The sequence below is a fragment of the Pseudomonas sp. MB-090624 genome (assembly GCF_003205245.1).
Lineage (GTDB): Bacteria > Pseudomonadota > Gammaproteobacteria > Pseudomonadales > Pseudomonadaceae > Aquipseudomonas > Aquipseudomonas juntendi.
Genome location: NZ_QJRK01000023.1, coordinates 69,186 through 83,184 on the forward strand (window position 1 = coordinate 69,186; position 13,999 = coordinate 83,184).

Genomic DNA, 13,999 nt, shown 5'->3' on the forward strand with positions numbered 1-13,999 from the left:
TTCTCCGGCGGCGCTGGCCGCCTTAACGCAGACTTCTAGGGTTTTTCATGACGCGCTACATATTCGTCACGGGCGGTGTTGTTTCTTCATTGGGGAAAGGCATTGCCTCGGCTTCCCTGGCGGCCATCCTGGAAGCGCGGGGCCTGAAGGTCACCATGCTCAAGCTGGATCCGTACATCAACGTCGACCCGGGCACGATGAGCCCGTTCCAGCATGGTGAAGTGTTCGTCACCCACGATGGCGCCGAGACCGACCTCGACCTGGGCCACTACGAGCGGTTCATCCGCACCACCATGACCCAGAACAACAACTTCACCACCGGCCGTATCTACGAGCACGTGCTGCGCAAAGAGCGCCGTGGTGATTACCTGGGCGCGACCATCCAGGTCATTCCGCACATCACCGACGAAATCAAGCGCCGCATCATCAAGGGTGCTGGCGACGCCGACGTGGCCCTGGTGGAAATCGGCGGTACCGTGGGCGACATCGAGTCGCAGCCATTCCTCGAGGCCATTCGCCAGTTGCGCGTCGAAGTGGGTTCCAAGCGCGCGATGCTGATGCACCTGACCCTGGTCCCGTACATCGCCACTGCTGGCGAAACCAAGACCAAGCCGACCCAGCACTCGGTCAAGGAACTGCGCTCCATCGGCCTGCAGCCAGACGTGCTGATCTGCCGTTCCGACCACCCGGTCGATGCTTCCTCGCGCCGCAAGATCGCGCTGTTCACCAACGTTGAAGAGCGTGCGGTGATTTCGCTGGAAGACGTCGACACCATCTACAAGATCCCGGGTGTGCTGCACGCACAGGGCCTGGACGACTTCGTCGTCGAGCGCTTCGGCCTGCAATGCAACGGTGCCGACCTGTCCGAGTGGGACAAGGTGGTCGATGCCAAGCTCAACCCTGAGCACGAAGTGACCATCGCCATGGTCGGCAAGTACATGGAACTGCTGGATGCGTACAAGTCGCTGATCGAAGCGATGAGCCACGCCGGTATCACCAACCGTACCAAGGTCAACCTGCGCTACATCGACTCGGAAGACATCGAGAACCAGGGCACCAGCCTGCTCGAGGGTGCCGATGCCATCCTGGTACCCGGCGGTTTCGGCCTGCGCGGCGTGGAAGGCAAGATCACTGCGGTTCAATATGCCCGTGAGAACAAGGTGCCGTACCTGGGCATCTGCCTGGGCATGCAGGTCGCGGTGATCGAATTCGCCCGTAACGTCATGGGCTGGAAAGACGCCAACTCCACCGAGTTCGACCGCAACAGCGGCCACCCGGTCGTCGGCCTGATCACCGAGTGGGCCGACGCCACCGGCGCGGTCGAAACCCGTGACGAGGCCTCCGACCTGGGCGGCACCATGCGTCTGGGTGCACAGGACTGCCAGCTGGCAGCCGGTTCCAAGGTGCACGACTGCTATGGCAAGGACGTGATCACCGAGCGCCACCGCCACCGTTACGAGGTCAACAACAACCTGCTGCCACAGCTGGTTGATGCCGGCCTGGTGGTTTCCGGCCGTTCCGAAGACGGCGCGCTGGTCGAAGTGGTCGAGTCCAAGGACCACCCATGGTTCGTTGCCTGCCAGTTCCACCCGGAGTTCACCTCCACCCCGCGTGACGGTCATCCGCTGTTCAGCGGCTTCGTCAAGGCGGCCCTGGCGCAGAAGAACAAGGCCTGATTTTTTCGGGTCTTTGGTGAGTTTTCCGACGGTTAAGTCCGCGCGAGGCTCATTTCTCGGGTAAAGTACGCCCCGATCTACCCCTGACCACTCGGTCAGGGGTTGCTTTTGCCAGGCCTGCCTGCTGCGTCCCTGCCTGGTGAAAGGCAAGAATTCCCTAAAGCTGCGTTGTTTTCGTCAATTCTGGAGTGCTTACAACAATGGCAAAAATCGTCGACATCAAAGGTCGTGAAGTTCTCGACTCGCGTGGCAACCCCACCGTGGAAGCCGATGTACTGCTCGACAACGGCATCATCGGCAGCGCTTGCGCGCCGTCCGGTGCTTCCACCGGCTCGCGCGAAGCGCTGGAGCTGCGTGATGGCGACAAGAGCCGTTACCTGGGCAAGGGCGTGCTGAAGGCTGTCGCCAACATCAATGGCCCTATCCGCGACCTGCTGCTGGGCAAGGACCCGGCTGACCAGAAGGCCCTGGACCGCGCCATGATCGAGCTGGACGGTACCGAGAACAAGGCCAAGCTGGGCGCCAACGCCATCCTGGCCGTTTCCCTGGCTGCCGCCAAGGCCGCTGCCCAGGACCAGGACCTGCCGCTGTACGCGCACATCGCCAACCTGAACGGCACCCCAGGCCAGTACTCCATGCCGGTTCCGATGATGAACATCATCAACGGCGGCGAGCACGCCGACAACAACGTCGACATCCAGGAGTTCATGGTTCAGCCGGTTGGCGCCAAGACCTTCTCCGACGGCCTGCGCATGGGCACCGAAATCTTCCACCACCTCAAGGCTGTGCTCAAGGCCCGTGGCCTGAATACTGCCGTGGGTGACGAAGGTGGCTTCGCCCCTAACCTGGCCTCCAACGAAGATGCCCTGGGTGCAATCGCCGAAGCCGTCGAAAAAGCCGGCTACAAACTGGGCACCGACGTGACCCTGGCACTGGACTGCGCCGCTTCCGAATTCTACGAAGACGGTAAGTACAACCTGTCCGGCGAAGGCAAGTCGTTCGATGCCGAAGGCTTTGCAGACTACCTCAAAGGCCTGACCGAGCGCTTCCCGATCATCTCCATCGAAGATGGCCTGGACGAGTCGGACTGGGCTGGCTGGAAAATCCTCACTGACAAGATCGGTGAAAAGGTTCAGCTGGTTGGCGACGACCTGTTCGTGACCAACACCAAGATCCTCAAGGAAGGCATCGAGAAGGGCATCGGTAACTCGATCCTGATCAAGTTCAACCAGATCGGCTCGCTGACCGAAACCCTCGAAGCCATCCAGATGGCCAAGGCTGCCGGCTACACCGCGGTGATTTCGCACCGTTCCGGTGAAACCGAAGACTCGACCATTGCCGACCTGGCCGTAGGTACCGCTGCTGGCCAGATCAAGACCGGTTCGCTGTGCCGTTCCGACCGCGTATCCAAGTACAACCAACTGCTGCGTATCGAAGAGCAACTGGGCGCCAAAGCGGTTTACCGTGGTCGTGCCGAGTTTCGCGGCTAAGCAAGAGATGGTAAAAAGGCAGCAGCCGGAGTTGTAGGAACGTTCTTACTGAACTTTCCTTCTTCCCAACGGGTTTCTGTCAACGAAGCCTGGCCTCGGCCAGGCTTCGTGCTATTCGAGCTCCCGTAAAATGCGCGGCAGCCTTTTTGACCTGGATAACGTGATGCGCAGTCCCTATTGGGTGTTCCTTATTCTGCTCCTGCTGTTGGGTGGCCTGCAGTACCGTCTGTGGGTCGGCAATGGCAGCCTGGCGCAAGTGACCGAGCTGAAGCAGCAGATTGCTGAACAGCACGCCGAAAACGAGCGCCTGCTGGAGCGTAATCGCGTGCTCGATGCTGAAGTGCTGGAGCTGAAAAAAGGCATGGAGACCGTTGAAGAGCGGGCTCGCCATGAATTGGGGATGGTCAAGGAGGGTGAAACCCTCTTCCAGTTGCCACAGAAATGATCGATACCTTACCGGCCTTCTGGGCCGTGATTCCAGCGGCGGGCGTAGGCGCCCGCATGGCTGCCGACCGCCCCAAGCAGTATCTGGAGCTGGCAGGGCAGACCCTTCTCGAGCACAGCCTCGACTGTTTTCTTGGCCACCCGACGCTTAACGGCGTGGTGGTCAGCATTGCCGAACACGACCCTTACTGGCCTGCCCTGGGCTGTGCCAGCGACCCGCGTATCCAGCGCGCGGCGGGCGGGCGCGAGCGCGCCGATTCGGTACTCAATGCCTTGCTGCTGCTGCATGCCCAAGGGGCGGCGGACAGCGACTGGGTGCTGGTGCACGATGCTGCGCGGCCCAACCTGGCGCGTAGCGACCTGGACAAGCTGCTGGCGGAGTTGGCGGATGACCCGGTGGGTGGCCTGCTGGGGGTGCCGGCGCGCGACACGCTCAAACGAGCCGATGGCAAAGGCCGGGTCAGCGCCACCGTTGACCGCAGCACCATCTGGCAGGCCTACACGCCGCAGATGTTCCGCCTGGGGGCGTTGCACCGGGCGCTGGCCGAGTGCCTGGTGTCGGATGTCGTCGTGACCGATGAAGCTTCTGCCATCGAGTGGTCCGGGCAGGCGCCGCGGCTGGTCGAAGGGCGCAGCGACAACATCAAGGTGACCCGGCCGGAAGACCTGGAGTGGTTGCGCCAGCGCTGGGCAGGTCGACGCTGAGATCGCCGGGTCCGCTGCGCGGCCCATTCGCAGGCAAGCCAGCTCCCACAGGTACCCCACAGACCTGAGGCATCGCGGCTCCTGTGGGAGATTCTATGGTTCCTGGCAAGGGTAGCCGGAGCATCTTCAGCGCCTGTGAGATCGAGCGCCGCCCGCGCGGCGCAATCGCGAGCTGCGCTCGCTCCTACGTTTGTTTCGGGCCAGTAACGCCTGTGACAGGCGCGCGCGGGCGCCTTGTTTGTACGGCGCGATATTGAGGCATGCACCAAGGCGTTCGCGCGCGAATCCCACAGGAATAATTGGCCCGAAACAAACGTAGGAGCGAGCGCAGCTCGCGATGCGCCGCGCGGGCGGCGCTCGCTCTAACAGGCGCTGCCATACCTTGTGGCAACCACCTGTCAGCCCTGATGCGATCCCTGTGGGAGCTGGCTTGCCGGCGATTGGGCCGCGCAGCGGACCCCTTTGCAATCAGGCCCCGCGATACTCCGGCAACCCCGCCAACCCTTCCTTTAGATAGTCCACCAACCGCCGCACTTTCGGCGACAGGTGCCGCTGTTGCGGGTACAGCGCCCAAACCGCGGTATTGGGCGGTTGATGCCCCTCCAGCAACGACACCAGCGCGCCGCTGTGCAGGTGCTCCAGTACGTAATAGTCCGGCAACTGGCACAGCCCCATGCCTTGCAAGGCTGCATCCAGAACCGCCTGGCCACTGTTGCAACGCCAGTTGCCCTGCACCCGCTGGCTGATCTCGCGGCCGTCCTGTTGCAGTGCCCACGCATCCGAGCTGCCGATCAGGCAATTGTGCCGCGCCAGTTCCGACAGGCTGTGCGGCCGGCCATAGCGCTCCAGATAGGCTGGCGATGCGCACAGGTACATGCGCCGCGGCGCCAGGCGGGTCGCCACCAGTCGCGAATCGGCCAGCCTGCCCAGGCGGATGGCCAGGTCCATGCCTTCATGCAGCAGGTCAAGGGTGTGGTTGTTCAACTCCACATCCACGCGCAACTGGGGGTACAACGCCATGAAGCGTGTGACCAACGGCACGATGAAGCGCTCGCCATAGGCCACCGCGCAGGTCATGCGCAGCAGGCCCTTGGGCTCGCTGGCCAGGTCACCCATGGCGCGCAGGGCTTCTTCACGGCCATCCTGCAGGCGCTGGCAATGCTGCAGAAAGGTCTGCCCGGCTTCACTCAAGGTCACGCGGCGGGTACTGCGGTACAGCAGGCGGGTCTGCAAGCGTTCTTCCAGTCGGGCGATCTGCCGGCTGATGTGTGACGACGAAACCCCCAGGCGCTCGGCGGCGGCCGTGAACTGCCCCGATTCGGCGACAGCCACGAATTCATCGATGCCTTCCCAGCGGTTGCTCATGATTATCCCTGCACAGCAATAATGTTTTGTCTTTGCCTGGATTATTCATCAAAAGTCAGTGAATTACACTGGGCGTCTGAACTGACACCCTGTCTGGAGACACTCGATGATCAAGTCCCGTGCTGCTGTAGCCTTCGAAGCCAAGAAACCCCTGGAAATCGTCGAAGTCGACGTGGCCATGCCCAAGGCCGGTGAAGTGCTGCTGCGCGTGGTCGCCAGCGGTGTCTGCCACACCGACGCCTATACCCTGTCGGGTGCCGACCCGGAGGGCATCTTCCCATCCATTCTTGGCCATGAAGGCGGTGCGATCGTCGAAGCAGTAGGCGAGGGCGTGACCTCGCTGGCCGTGGGCGACCACGTGATCCCGCTGTACACCCCGGAATGCGGCAAGTGCAAGTTCTGCCTGTCGGGCAAGACCAACCTGTGCCAGGCGATCCGTGCTACCCAAGGCAAGGGCCTGATGCCGGACGGCACCACGCGCTTCTCCTACAAAGGCCAGCAACTGTTCCACTACATGGGCACCTCGACCTTCTCCGAGTACACGGTGTTGCCGGAAATCTCGGTGGCCAAGATCCAGAAAGAAGCCCCTCTGGAAAAGGTCTGCCTGCTGGGCTGCGGCGTGACTACCGGTATCGGTGCCGTGCTCAACACCGCCAAGGTCAAGCCGGGTGACACCGTGGCCATCTTCGGCCTCGGCGGCATCGGCCTGTCGGCGGTGATCGGTGCGGTGAAGGCCAAGGCCTCGCGCATCATCGCCATCGACATCAACCCGGCCAAGTTCGAGATCGCCCGTCAACTGGGCGCCACCGACTGCATCAACCCGAAAGACTACGACCGCCCGATCCAGGAAGTGATTGTCGACCTGACCGACGGTGGCGTGGACTTCTCCTTCGAATGTATCGGTAACGTGCAACTGATGCGTGCTGCCCTGGAATGCTGCCACAAAGGGTGGGGCGAGTCGGTCATCATCGGCGTGGCCGGTGCCGGCCAGGAAATCGCCACCCGGCCGTTCCAGCTGGTGACCGGCCGGGTCTGGCGTGGCTCTGCGTTCGGTGGCGTGCGTGGCCGCAGCGAGTTGCCGAGCTACGTGGAAATGTCCGAGAAAGGCGAGATTCCGCTGGATACGTTCATCACCCACACCATGGGCCTGGAAGACATCAACAAGGCCTTCGACCTGATGCATGAAGGCAAGAGCATTCGCAGCGTCATCCACTTCTGAGGTGCGCCATGAGCCTGGATAACATCTCTTGCCAGAAAAGCTTCGGCGGCTGGCACAAGCGCTACCGGCACCATTCCAGCGTGCTGGGTTGCGACATGGTGTTCGCCGTGTACCTGCCGCCACAGGCCGAGCAGGGTGCCAAGCTGCCGGTGCTGTACTGGCTGAGCGGCCTGACCTGTACCGACGAAAACTTCATGCAGAAGGCAGGCGCCCAGCGCCTGGCTGCCGAACTGGGGTTGATCATCGTTGCGCCGGACACCAGCCCGCGTGGCGAGCAGGTGCCTGGCGACCCGGACGGCGCCTGGGACTTTGGCCTGGGGGCCGGCTTCTACCTCAATGCCACCCAGCAGCCTTGGGCCAAGCACTACCGCATGCATGACTATGTGGTAGAGGAGCTGCCGGCGTTGATCGAGGCGCATTTCCCGGCCTCGGCTGAGCGCAGCATCAGCGGCCATTCCATGGGCGGGCACGGTGCGCTGGTGTGCGCTTTGCGCAACCCGGGGCGTTATCGCTCGGTGTCGGCGTTTTCGCCGATCAGCAACCCCATGGATTGCCCGTGGGGCGAGAAAGCCTTCAGCCGCTACCTGGGTGACGACCGCGCGCGCTGGCGTGAGTGGGATGCCAGCGTACTGCTGGCCGAGACGGCCGCTGGCGAGTGCCCACCGTTGCTGGTGGACCAGGGCGACCGTGACGACTTCCTCGAAAAGCAGCTCAAGCCTGAAGCGCTGGAGCAGGCAGCACGCAAGGGTGGCCACGAGCTGACCCTGCGCCTGCAGCCAGGCTATGACCACAGCTACTACTTCATTGCCAGCTTCATCGAAGAACACCTGCGCCACCATGCGGTGGCGTTGGGGCGGGTGTAGGGCTTTGCATTTTCGGTGTCTGTGAGATCGAGCGCCGCCAGCGCGGCGCTCGATCGCATAGGCGCTAAAAATCTTGAGGCGATCACCTCCAGCCCCAATGGCAGCCAAAGCAGGTAGAATCACGCCCTGACTCAATCAGGGCGTTTTCTTATGCGTATTGGCCACGGCTACGATGTGCATCGTTTCTGCGACGGTGATTTCATTACCTTGGGCGGGGTGCGTATCCCGCACACATTCGGCCTGCTGGCCCATTCCGACGGCGACGTGCTGCTGCACGCCCTGAGCGATGCCTTGCTTGGCGCTGCAGCGCTGGGTGACATCGGCAAGCACTTCCCCGACACCGACCCCCAGTTCAAGGGTGCCGACAGCCGCGTGCTGTTGCGGCACGTGGTGGGCATCGTCCACGCCAAGGGCTGGAAGGTCGGCAACGTCGACGCCACCATCGTCGCCCAGGCGCCGAAAATGGCCCCGCACATCGACACCATGCGGCAGTTGATCGCCGAAGATCTGCAAGTCGAACTCGACCAGGTCAACGTTAAGGCCACCACCACCGAAAAACTCGGTTTCTGCGGCCGCGAGGAGGGCATTGCCGTGCATTCGGTTGCCCTGCTGCTGCCAGCATGACGGAACTGCAACTGCTGGGCCCGCGTGCATCGGGCGAGGTATTGGGCACCGCTGTGCTCAAGGCAGTGGCCGAGGATTTCCAGGTCGACGAGGTGTTGGATATCCCGTTGTCCGGCCAGGGCGAGCACCTGTGGTTGTGGGTCGAAAAGCGTGACCTCAATACCGAAGAAGCCGCCCGCCGCCTGGCCCGCGCCGCAGGCGTGCCGGTGCGCAGCATCAGCTATGCCGGGCTGAAAGACCGCCAGGCGCTGACCCGCCAGTGGTTCAGCCTGCACCTGCCAGGCAAGGCCGACCCGGACCTGTCACGCGCCGAAGATGCCACCCTGCGCGTGCTCAAGCAGGTGCGCCACCAGCGCAAGCTGCAGCGTGGTGCGCATTCGGCCAACGGCTTCACCTTGCGCCTGACCGCGCTGAACGCCGATCACCAGGCGCTGGATGCGCGGCTGCAACTGCTCAAGCAACACGGCGTGCCCAACTATTTCGGCAGCCAACGCTTCGGTCATGGCGGTGGCAATGTCCATGACGCCCTGGAGTGGGCGGCGCGCAAGGCCTTGCCCGAGCAACGCAACACGCGCTCACGGCTGCTGTCGGCCGGGCGCAGCTACCTGTTCAACCAGGTGCTGGCGGCGCGTGTCGCCGACGGCACCTGGAACCGGGCCCAGGTCGGCGATCTGCTGGCGTTCACCGACAGCCGCAGCTTTTTCCCTGCAGGTGAAGCGGAATGTACCGACCCGCGCCTGGCCATTCTCGACCTGCACCCGACTGGCCCGATGTGGGGCGCGGGCGGTTCGCCCGCCGCCGCCGCGCCCGCGCAGCTGGAAAATGCCGTAGGCGACCAGCAACCGGCGCTGTGCCAGTGGCTGGCCCTGGCGGGCATGGATCACGAACGGCGTATTCTGCGGCTCCCTATTGGCGGCCTTACGTGGCATTATCCCGAGCCTGATATCCTGCAACTGGAATTCGTCCTGCCGGCCGGATGCTTCGCCACCGTGGTGGTGCGTGAAGTCGTGGATCTGGTGTCGGCAGGGCAGACGGACAGCCCATGCGTATTCTGATTTCGAACGACGACGGTGTTACCGCACCCGGGATCGCCGCGCTGCACGCTGCGCTGGCGGATTACGCCGAGTGCGCGGTAATTGCCCCGGAGCAAGACAAGAGCGGCGCCAGCAGTTCGCTGACGCTGGACCGGCCCCTGCACCCGCAGACCTTGGCCAACGGCTTCATCAGCCTCAACGGTACGCCGACCGACTGCGTGCACCTGGGGCTCAACGGGCTGTTGCCGTACACGCCGGACATGGTCGTGTCGGGGATCAACCTAGGCGCCAACCTGGGGGACGACGTACTGTATTCGGGTACGGTCGCCGCGGCGCTGGAGGGGCGCTTTCTCGGGGGGACGTCGCTGGCGTTCTCGCTGCTCTCGCGCCAGCCCGACAACCTGCCGACCGCGGCGCATATCGCCCGGCGCCTGGTCGAGGCGCAGTCACGCCTGGCACTGCCCCCGCGTACCGTGCTCAACGTCAACATTCCCAACCTGCCGTTGGCGCACATCCGCGGCATCCAGCTGACCCGCCTGGGGCACCGCGCGCGGGCTGCCGCGCCAACGAAGGTGGTCAACCCGCGCGGCAAGGAAGGCTACTGGATCGCCGTTGCCGGCGATGCCGAGGACGGCGGCCCGGGCACCGATTTCCATGCGGTGATGCAGGGTTACGTGTCGATCACCCCGCTGCAACTCGACCGCACCTTCAGTGATGCCTTCGAGCAGCTCGATGGTTGGCTGGAGGGCCTGCTCTGATGCGCGAGGACGATATGCTGCGGCGGGGCATCGGCATGACCTCCCAACGGACCCGGGAACGGCTGATCCAGCGCCTGTGCGAAGAGGGCGTCTCGAACACCCAGGTGCTCGACGTGATCCGCCGCACCCCGCGCCACCTGTTCGTCGACGAAGCGCTGGCGCACCGCGCCTACGAAGACACCGCACTGCCAATCGGCCACAACCAGACCATCTCGCAGCCGTTCATGGTTGCCCACATGAGCGAGTTGCTGCTTGAAGCCGGGCCGCTGGACAAGGTGCTGGAGATCGGCACCGGGTCCGGCTACCAGACGGCGGTGCTGGCGCAGTTGGTCGAGCGGGTATTCTCGGTGGAGCGCATCAAGGTGCTGCAAGACCGTGCCAAGGAACGCCTGCTGGAGCTGAACCTGCGCAACGTGGTGTTCCGCTGGGGCGACGGTTGTGAGGGCTGGCCGGCGCTGGCACCGTACAACGGCATCATCGTCACCGCCGTGGCACCGGAAGTGCCCCAGGCGCTGCTTGACCAACTGGCTCCCGGTGGCCGGCTGGTCATACCGGTAGGGCCTGCGGGCGAAGCGCAGCAATTGATGCTGATCGTCCGCGAAGAGCATGGCTTCTCGCGTCGCGTACTCGGTGCGGTGCGTTTTGTCCCGTTGCTGAACGGGCCGCTGGCCTGAGCAGCACCGGTGCGCGGCCCGGGGTATTTTTGCGTGGGCGGCGAATTCTCGCGGCGCCGCCCTGTCTATCAGGCGGGCGTGGCGTAAACGCATCGCTTGCAGTAACGCTGCGCAACAGCCTGGCGGCGGCCTGCCAATCCCGGCTCGCTTGGTTATAATTGCAACAATATTGCATTTCTTGTCTTCATATCGTTTTTCGGCACCATGAGGGGAGCGCGGGTGGGTCACACAGTCATTCGGCAGCGCAAGGACGGTTCGGGCTTCAAGCTTCTGGTGATTGCATTGGCCATGGGCACGCTACTGGTGGGTTGCTCGAGCACCGGCAGCAACAGCGCGCGCGTGGTCGACCGCAACAGCAGTGCGCCCAAGCGCCCGACGGTGACCTCCGGGCAATACGTCGTCAAGCCTGGCGATACCCTGTTCTCCATCGCCTTCCGTTATGGCTGGGATTACAAGGAGCTGGCCGCCCGTAATGGTATCGCGCCGCCTTACACCATCCGCCCGGGCCAGGCGATTCGTTTCAGCAGCGGCGCCGGCAGCAGCACTACGGTGGTGTCCGGCCCGTCCTCTTCAAGCCGCACCACGGTCACGCGGCGGCCTGTCACAGCGCCCGCCAGTTCCAGCAAACCCGTTACCCCGGCTGGCACCACCAGCGCGCCGGTGGTCGCCACTGTGCCTGCCGCAGAGCGCGCGGTAGGGGGGTGGACCTGGCCCGCCAATGGGGTGCTGATTGGAAAATTTGCTTCAAACGGTAGTTTGAATAAAGGCATTGATATCGCCGGTGATTTGGGACAGCCTGTTTTTGCTGCGTCTGATGGTGCAGTGGTTTACGCCGGGAGTGGATTATGGGGCTACGGCGAGCTGATCATCATCAAGCACAGCGATACCTACGTCAGTGCCTACGGTCACAACCGCAGGCTGTTGGTTCGGGAGGGGCAGCAGGTCAAGGCAGGGCAGTCGATTGCTGAAATGGGGTCCACGGGCACTGATCGGGTGAAGCTGCATTTCGAGATTCGCCGCCAGGGCAAACCCGTCGATCCGCTCCAGTTCCTGCCACGTCGTTGACCGTTGTACCCGGCCTGTTCCTGCGATGTAGAGGGGACAGGCTCAAGCGCTGCCAGGGATAAAGGTGCCGCTCGAGTCTGAGTTCGAACTCAGCAAAGGACTATAACAATGGCTCTCAGTAAAGAAGTGCCGGAGTTTGACATCGACGATGACGTCCTCCTGATGGAGACGGGCATCGTTTTGGAAACGGATGTGGTGTCAGACGAACCTGCTGTATCTTCGGTTCGGACGAGGGCCAAATCGGGCTCTTCGCTCAAGCAACACAAGTATATCGATTACACCCGGGCGCTAGACGCCACCCAGTTGTACCTCAACGAGATCGGTTTCTCGCCACTGCTGTCGCCGGAAGAAGAAGTCCATTTTGCGCGTCTGTCGCAAAAAGGTGATCCTGCCGGCCGCAAGCGCATGATCGAAAGCAACCTTCGCCTGGTTGTGAAAATTGCCCGTCGTTACGTCAACCGTGGCCTGTCGTTGCTCGACCTGATCGAGGAAGGCAACCTGGGCCTGATCCGTGCGGTGGAGAAGTTCGACCCGGAGCGCGGTTTCCGTTTTTCGACCTATGCGACCTGGTGGATTCGCCAGACCATCGAACGGGCGATCATGAACCAGACCCGCACCATCCGCCTGCCGATCCACGTGGTCAAGGAGCTCAACGTCTACCTGCGCGCTGCGCGCGAGTTGACGCAGAAGCTGGACCACGAACCCTCGCCGGAAGAAATCGCCACCTTGCTGGAAAAGCCCGTTGCCGAGGTCAAGCGCATGCTCGGCCTGAACGAGCGGGTGTCGTCGGTAGACGTTTCGCTCGGCCCGGATTCGGACAAGACCCTGCTCGATACCTTGACCGACGACCGTCCCACCGACCCCTGCGAACTGCTGCAGGACGACGACCTGTCGCAGAGTATCGACCAGTGGCTGGGCGAGTTGACCGACAAGCAGCGTGAGGTGGTGGTACGCCGCTTCGGGCTGCGCGGGCACGAAAGCAGCACCCTGGAGGATGTTGGCCTGGAGATTGGCCTGACCCGCGAACGGGTGCGGCAGATTCAGGTAGAAGGCCTGAAGCGCCTGCGCGAGATCCTGGAGAAGAACGGCTTGTCCAGCGAGTCTTTGTTCCAGTAGCCAAACCAGTCGCTCACGAACGCCCCGATAATCTCGGGGCGTTTTTGTTTGTGCGCTGAAGCACAGCGAAAGCTGCCTCAGAACTGCCCGGCAAGAAACCTGTCAAATATGTATTGCGCTACCCCGCTAACACCTGCTGTAAGCCTTTGCTTACTCGTGCTGTAAGCCATTCTAGCGAGCGGCAGTAAATCAATGTCGTTTTCAGATGCTGGTTTTTCATAACCTGTTGAAAAACAAGGTTTATCTTCAGGTGAGTAAATGTTTCCCCAGCAATATCCGGCAAACTCCGGCGCTTGCCCGCGCTGCTGAACCCGCTAGTATTCGAACTGTGCACAGGGACATGCACAGGCTTTCAGGATGAAGGCCAAGGACATCGCAAGACGCGATTTCATCAGGATGATGTTTGGGACAAGCAGGGACTACGGAAAAAAATGTGGGCGGGTCAAACCGCCCCTTTTTTTTGTCCGCAGTTTTTGCCGGCACAAAAAAAGGCCCCGCAGGGCCTTTTGGCATTACAGCGCTATCAGCGCTCCAGGTCGGCAATCTTGCCAGTCTTGCCATCCCACTCTTCGGCGTCTGGCAGGGCATCCTTACGCTCGGTAATGTTCGGCCAGATTTCCGCCAACTCGGCGTTCAGCTCGATGAAGTTCTCCATGCCCGCGGGCACTTCGTCTTCCGAGAAAATCGCTTGCGCTGGGCACTCCGGCTCGCACAGGGCGCAGTCAATGCACTCGTCCGGGTGGATAACCAGGAAGTTCGGGCCTTCGTAGAAGCAGTCCACCGGACAGACTTCCACGCAGTCGGTGTATTTGCATTTGATGCAGTTGTCGGTGACAACGAAGGTCATTTTTAATTCTCTCCTCAGGCGACGGCGGCGGCCCTTCCTCTCGGGGCCGCGCGGTTTACGGGCATGTGGCTGCAGGCCAGGCTAATAACCTGCAGCACCAGCAAACCGCGGCGGATTCT

General features: G+C 62.5%; 14 protein-coding genes. 12 read left to right on the forward strand and 2 right to left on the reverse strand.

The window, feature by feature from the left end; genetic code table 11:
- Positions 1–47: 47 nt before the first annotated feature.
- From DMX12_RS14565 to ispD, 4 genes are all read left to right on the forward strand, one after another.
- Positions 48–1,676, forward strand: a complete 1,629-nt coding sequence (locus DMX12_RS14565; protein ID WP_012270851.1) for a CTP synthase — start codon at positions 48–50, stop codon at positions 1,674–1,676.
- Between the two features lie 200 nt (positions 1,677–1,876).
- On the forward strand, positions 1,877–3,166 hold the full coding sequence (eno, locus tag DMX12_RS14570) for a phosphopyruvate hydratase (protein WP_054890065.1): 1,290 nt from the start codon (positions 1,877–1,879) through the stop codon (positions 3,164–3,166).
- Between the two features lie 163 nt (positions 3,167–3,329).
- Entirely contained in the window at positions 3,330–3,611 is a 282-nt protein-coding gene (ftsB, locus tag DMX12_RS14575) for a cell division protein FtsB (protein ID WP_009686932.1), read from the forward strand.
- Positions 3,608–4,315 carry a 2-C-methyl-D-erythritol 4-phosphate cytidylyltransferase gene (ispD, locus tag DMX12_RS14580; protein ID WP_110678269.1) on the forward strand — a complete coding sequence of 236 codons (708 nt, stop codon included), beginning with the start codon at positions 3,608–3,610 and terminating at the stop codon, positions 4,313–4,315. Before ftsB ends, ispD begins: the two co-directional genes overlap by 4 nt.
- A gap of 468 nt (positions 4,316–4,783) precedes the next feature.
- Here ispD and DMX12_RS14585 read toward each other — a convergent pair whose 3' ends face one another.
- Complete coding sequence (locus DMX12_RS14585; protein WP_047150206.1) at positions 4,784–5,680, reverse strand: LysR substrate-binding domain-containing protein; 897 nt, start codon at positions 5,678–5,680, stop codon at positions 4,784–4,786.
- Positions 5,681–5,786: 106 nt separating this feature from the next.
- On the opposite strand from DMX12_RS14585, the gene DMX12_RS14590 reads away from it, so the two are divergent.
- The 8 genes from DMX12_RS14590 (at position 5,787) to rpoS (ending at position 13,033) form a co-directional block, all read left to right on the forward strand.
- Complete coding sequence (locus DMX12_RS14590; protein ID WP_009686067.1) at positions 5,787–6,899, forward strand: S-(hydroxymethyl)glutathione dehydrogenase/class III alcohol dehydrogenase; 1,113 nt, start codon at positions 5,787–5,789, stop codon at positions 6,897–6,899.
- Positions 6,900–6,907: 8 nt separating this feature from the next.
- The gene (gene fghA, locus DMX12_RS14595) at positions 6,908–7,762 is read left to right on the forward strand and encodes an S-formylglutathione hydrolase (RefSeq protein WP_029887672.1); all 855 of its coding nucleotides are present in this window, start codon (positions 6,908–6,910) and stop codon (positions 7,760–7,762) included.
- 150 nt (positions 7,763–7,912) lie between these two features.
- Complete coding sequence (gene ispF / locus DMX12_RS14600) at positions 7,913–8,386, forward strand: 2-C-methyl-D-erythritol 2,4-cyclodiphosphate synthase (protein ID WP_110678271.1); 474 nt, start codon at positions 7,913–7,915, stop codon at positions 8,384–8,386.
- Positions 8,383–9,441 (forward strand): tRNA pseudouridine(13) synthase TruD, encoded by a 1,059-nt coding sequence (gene truD, locus DMX12_RS14605; protein WP_110678273.1) that lies wholly within the window; start codon positions 8,383–8,385, stop codon positions 9,439–9,441. The genes ispF and truD overlap by 4 nt, the downstream gene beginning before the upstream one ends.
- Positions 9,429–10,178, forward strand: coding sequence for a 5'/3'-nucleotidase SurE (surE, locus tag DMX12_RS14610; protein ID WP_009686063.1), 750 nt, complete (start codon positions 9,429–9,431; stop codon positions 10,176–10,178). Before truD ends, surE begins: the two co-directional genes overlap by 13 nt.
- Before the next feature lie 35 nt (positions 10,179–10,213).
- Positions 10,214–10,852 carry a protein-L-isoaspartate(D-aspartate) O-methyltransferase gene (locus DMX12_RS14615; RefSeq protein WP_009686062.1) on the forward strand — a complete coding sequence of 213 codons (639 nt, stop codon included), beginning with the start codon at positions 10,214–10,216 and terminating at the stop codon, positions 10,850–10,852.
- 219 nt (positions 10,853–11,071) lie between these two features.
- Complete coding sequence (locus DMX12_RS14620; protein WP_110678274.1) at positions 11,072–11,917, forward strand: peptidoglycan DD-metalloendopeptidase family protein; 846 nt, start codon at positions 11,072–11,074, stop codon at positions 11,915–11,917.
- Positions 11,918–12,025: 108 nt separating this feature from the next.
- Positions 12,026–13,033 (forward strand): RNA polymerase sigma factor RpoS, encoded by a 1,008-nt coding sequence (rpoS, locus tag DMX12_RS14625; protein ID WP_009686059.1) that lies wholly within the window; start codon positions 12,026–12,028, stop codon positions 13,031–13,033.
- A gap of 523 nt (positions 13,034–13,556) precedes the next feature.
- Here rpoS and fdxA read toward each other — a convergent pair.
- Positions 13,557–13,880 carry a ferredoxin FdxA gene (fdxA, locus tag DMX12_RS14630; RefSeq protein WP_004375459.1) on the reverse strand — a complete coding sequence of 108 codons (324 nt, stop codon included), beginning with the start codon at positions 13,878–13,880 and terminating at the stop codon, positions 13,557–13,559.
- Positions 13,881–13,999 lie beyond the last annotated feature (119 nt).

Excerpts from the sequence above, each read along its gene's own strand:
- ispD (WP_110678269.1), top strand. The coding sequence starts at position 3,608 with ATGATCGATACCTTACCGGCCTTCTGGGCCGTGATTCCAGCGGCGGGC.
- DMX12_RS14615 (WP_009686062.1), top strand. The coding sequence starts at position 10,214 with ATGACCTCCCAACGGACCCGGGAACGGCTGATCCAGCGCCTGTGCGAA.
- DMX12_RS14565 (WP_012270851.1), top strand. The coding sequence starts at position 48 with ATGACGCGCTACATATTCGTCACGGGCGGTGTTGTTTCTTCATTGGGG.
- rpoS (WP_009686059.1), top strand. The coding sequence starts at position 12,026 with ATGGCTCTCAGTAAAGAAGTGCCGGAGTTTGACATCGACGATGACGTC.
- ftsB (WP_009686932.1), top strand. The coding sequence starts at position 3,330 with ATGCGCAGTCCCTATTGGGTGTTCCTTATTCTGCTCCTGCTGTTGGGT.
- DMX12_RS14590 (WP_009686067.1), top strand. The coding sequence starts at position 5,787 with ATGATCAAGTCCCGTGCTGCTGTAGCCTTCGAAGCCAAGAAACCCCTG.
- ispF (WP_110678271.1), top strand. The coding sequence starts at position 7,913 with ATGCGTATTGGCCACGGCTACGATGTGCATCGTTTCTGCGACGGTGAT.
- fghA (WP_029887672.1), top strand. The coding sequence starts at position 6,908 with ATGAGCCTGGATAACATCTCTTGCCAGAAAAGCTTCGGCGGCTGGCAC.
- eno (WP_054890065.1), top strand. The coding sequence starts at position 1,877 with ATGGCAAAAATCGTCGACATCAAAGGTCGTGAAGTTCTCGACTCGCGT.
- fdxA (WP_004375459.1), bottom strand. The coding sequence starts at position 13,880 with ATGACCTTCGTTGTCACCGACAACTGCATCAAATGCAAATACACCGAC.
- truD (WP_110678273.1), top strand. The coding sequence starts at position 8,383 with ATGACGGAACTGCAACTGCTGGGCCCGCGTGCATCGGGCGAGGTATTG.
- surE (WP_009686063.1), top strand. The coding sequence starts at position 9,429 with ATGCGTATTCTGATTTCGAACGACGACGGTGTTACCGCACCCGGGATC.
- DMX12_RS14585 (WP_047150206.1), bottom strand. The coding sequence starts at position 5,680 with ATGAGCAACCGCTGGGAAGGCATCGATGAATTCGTGGCTGTCGCCGAA.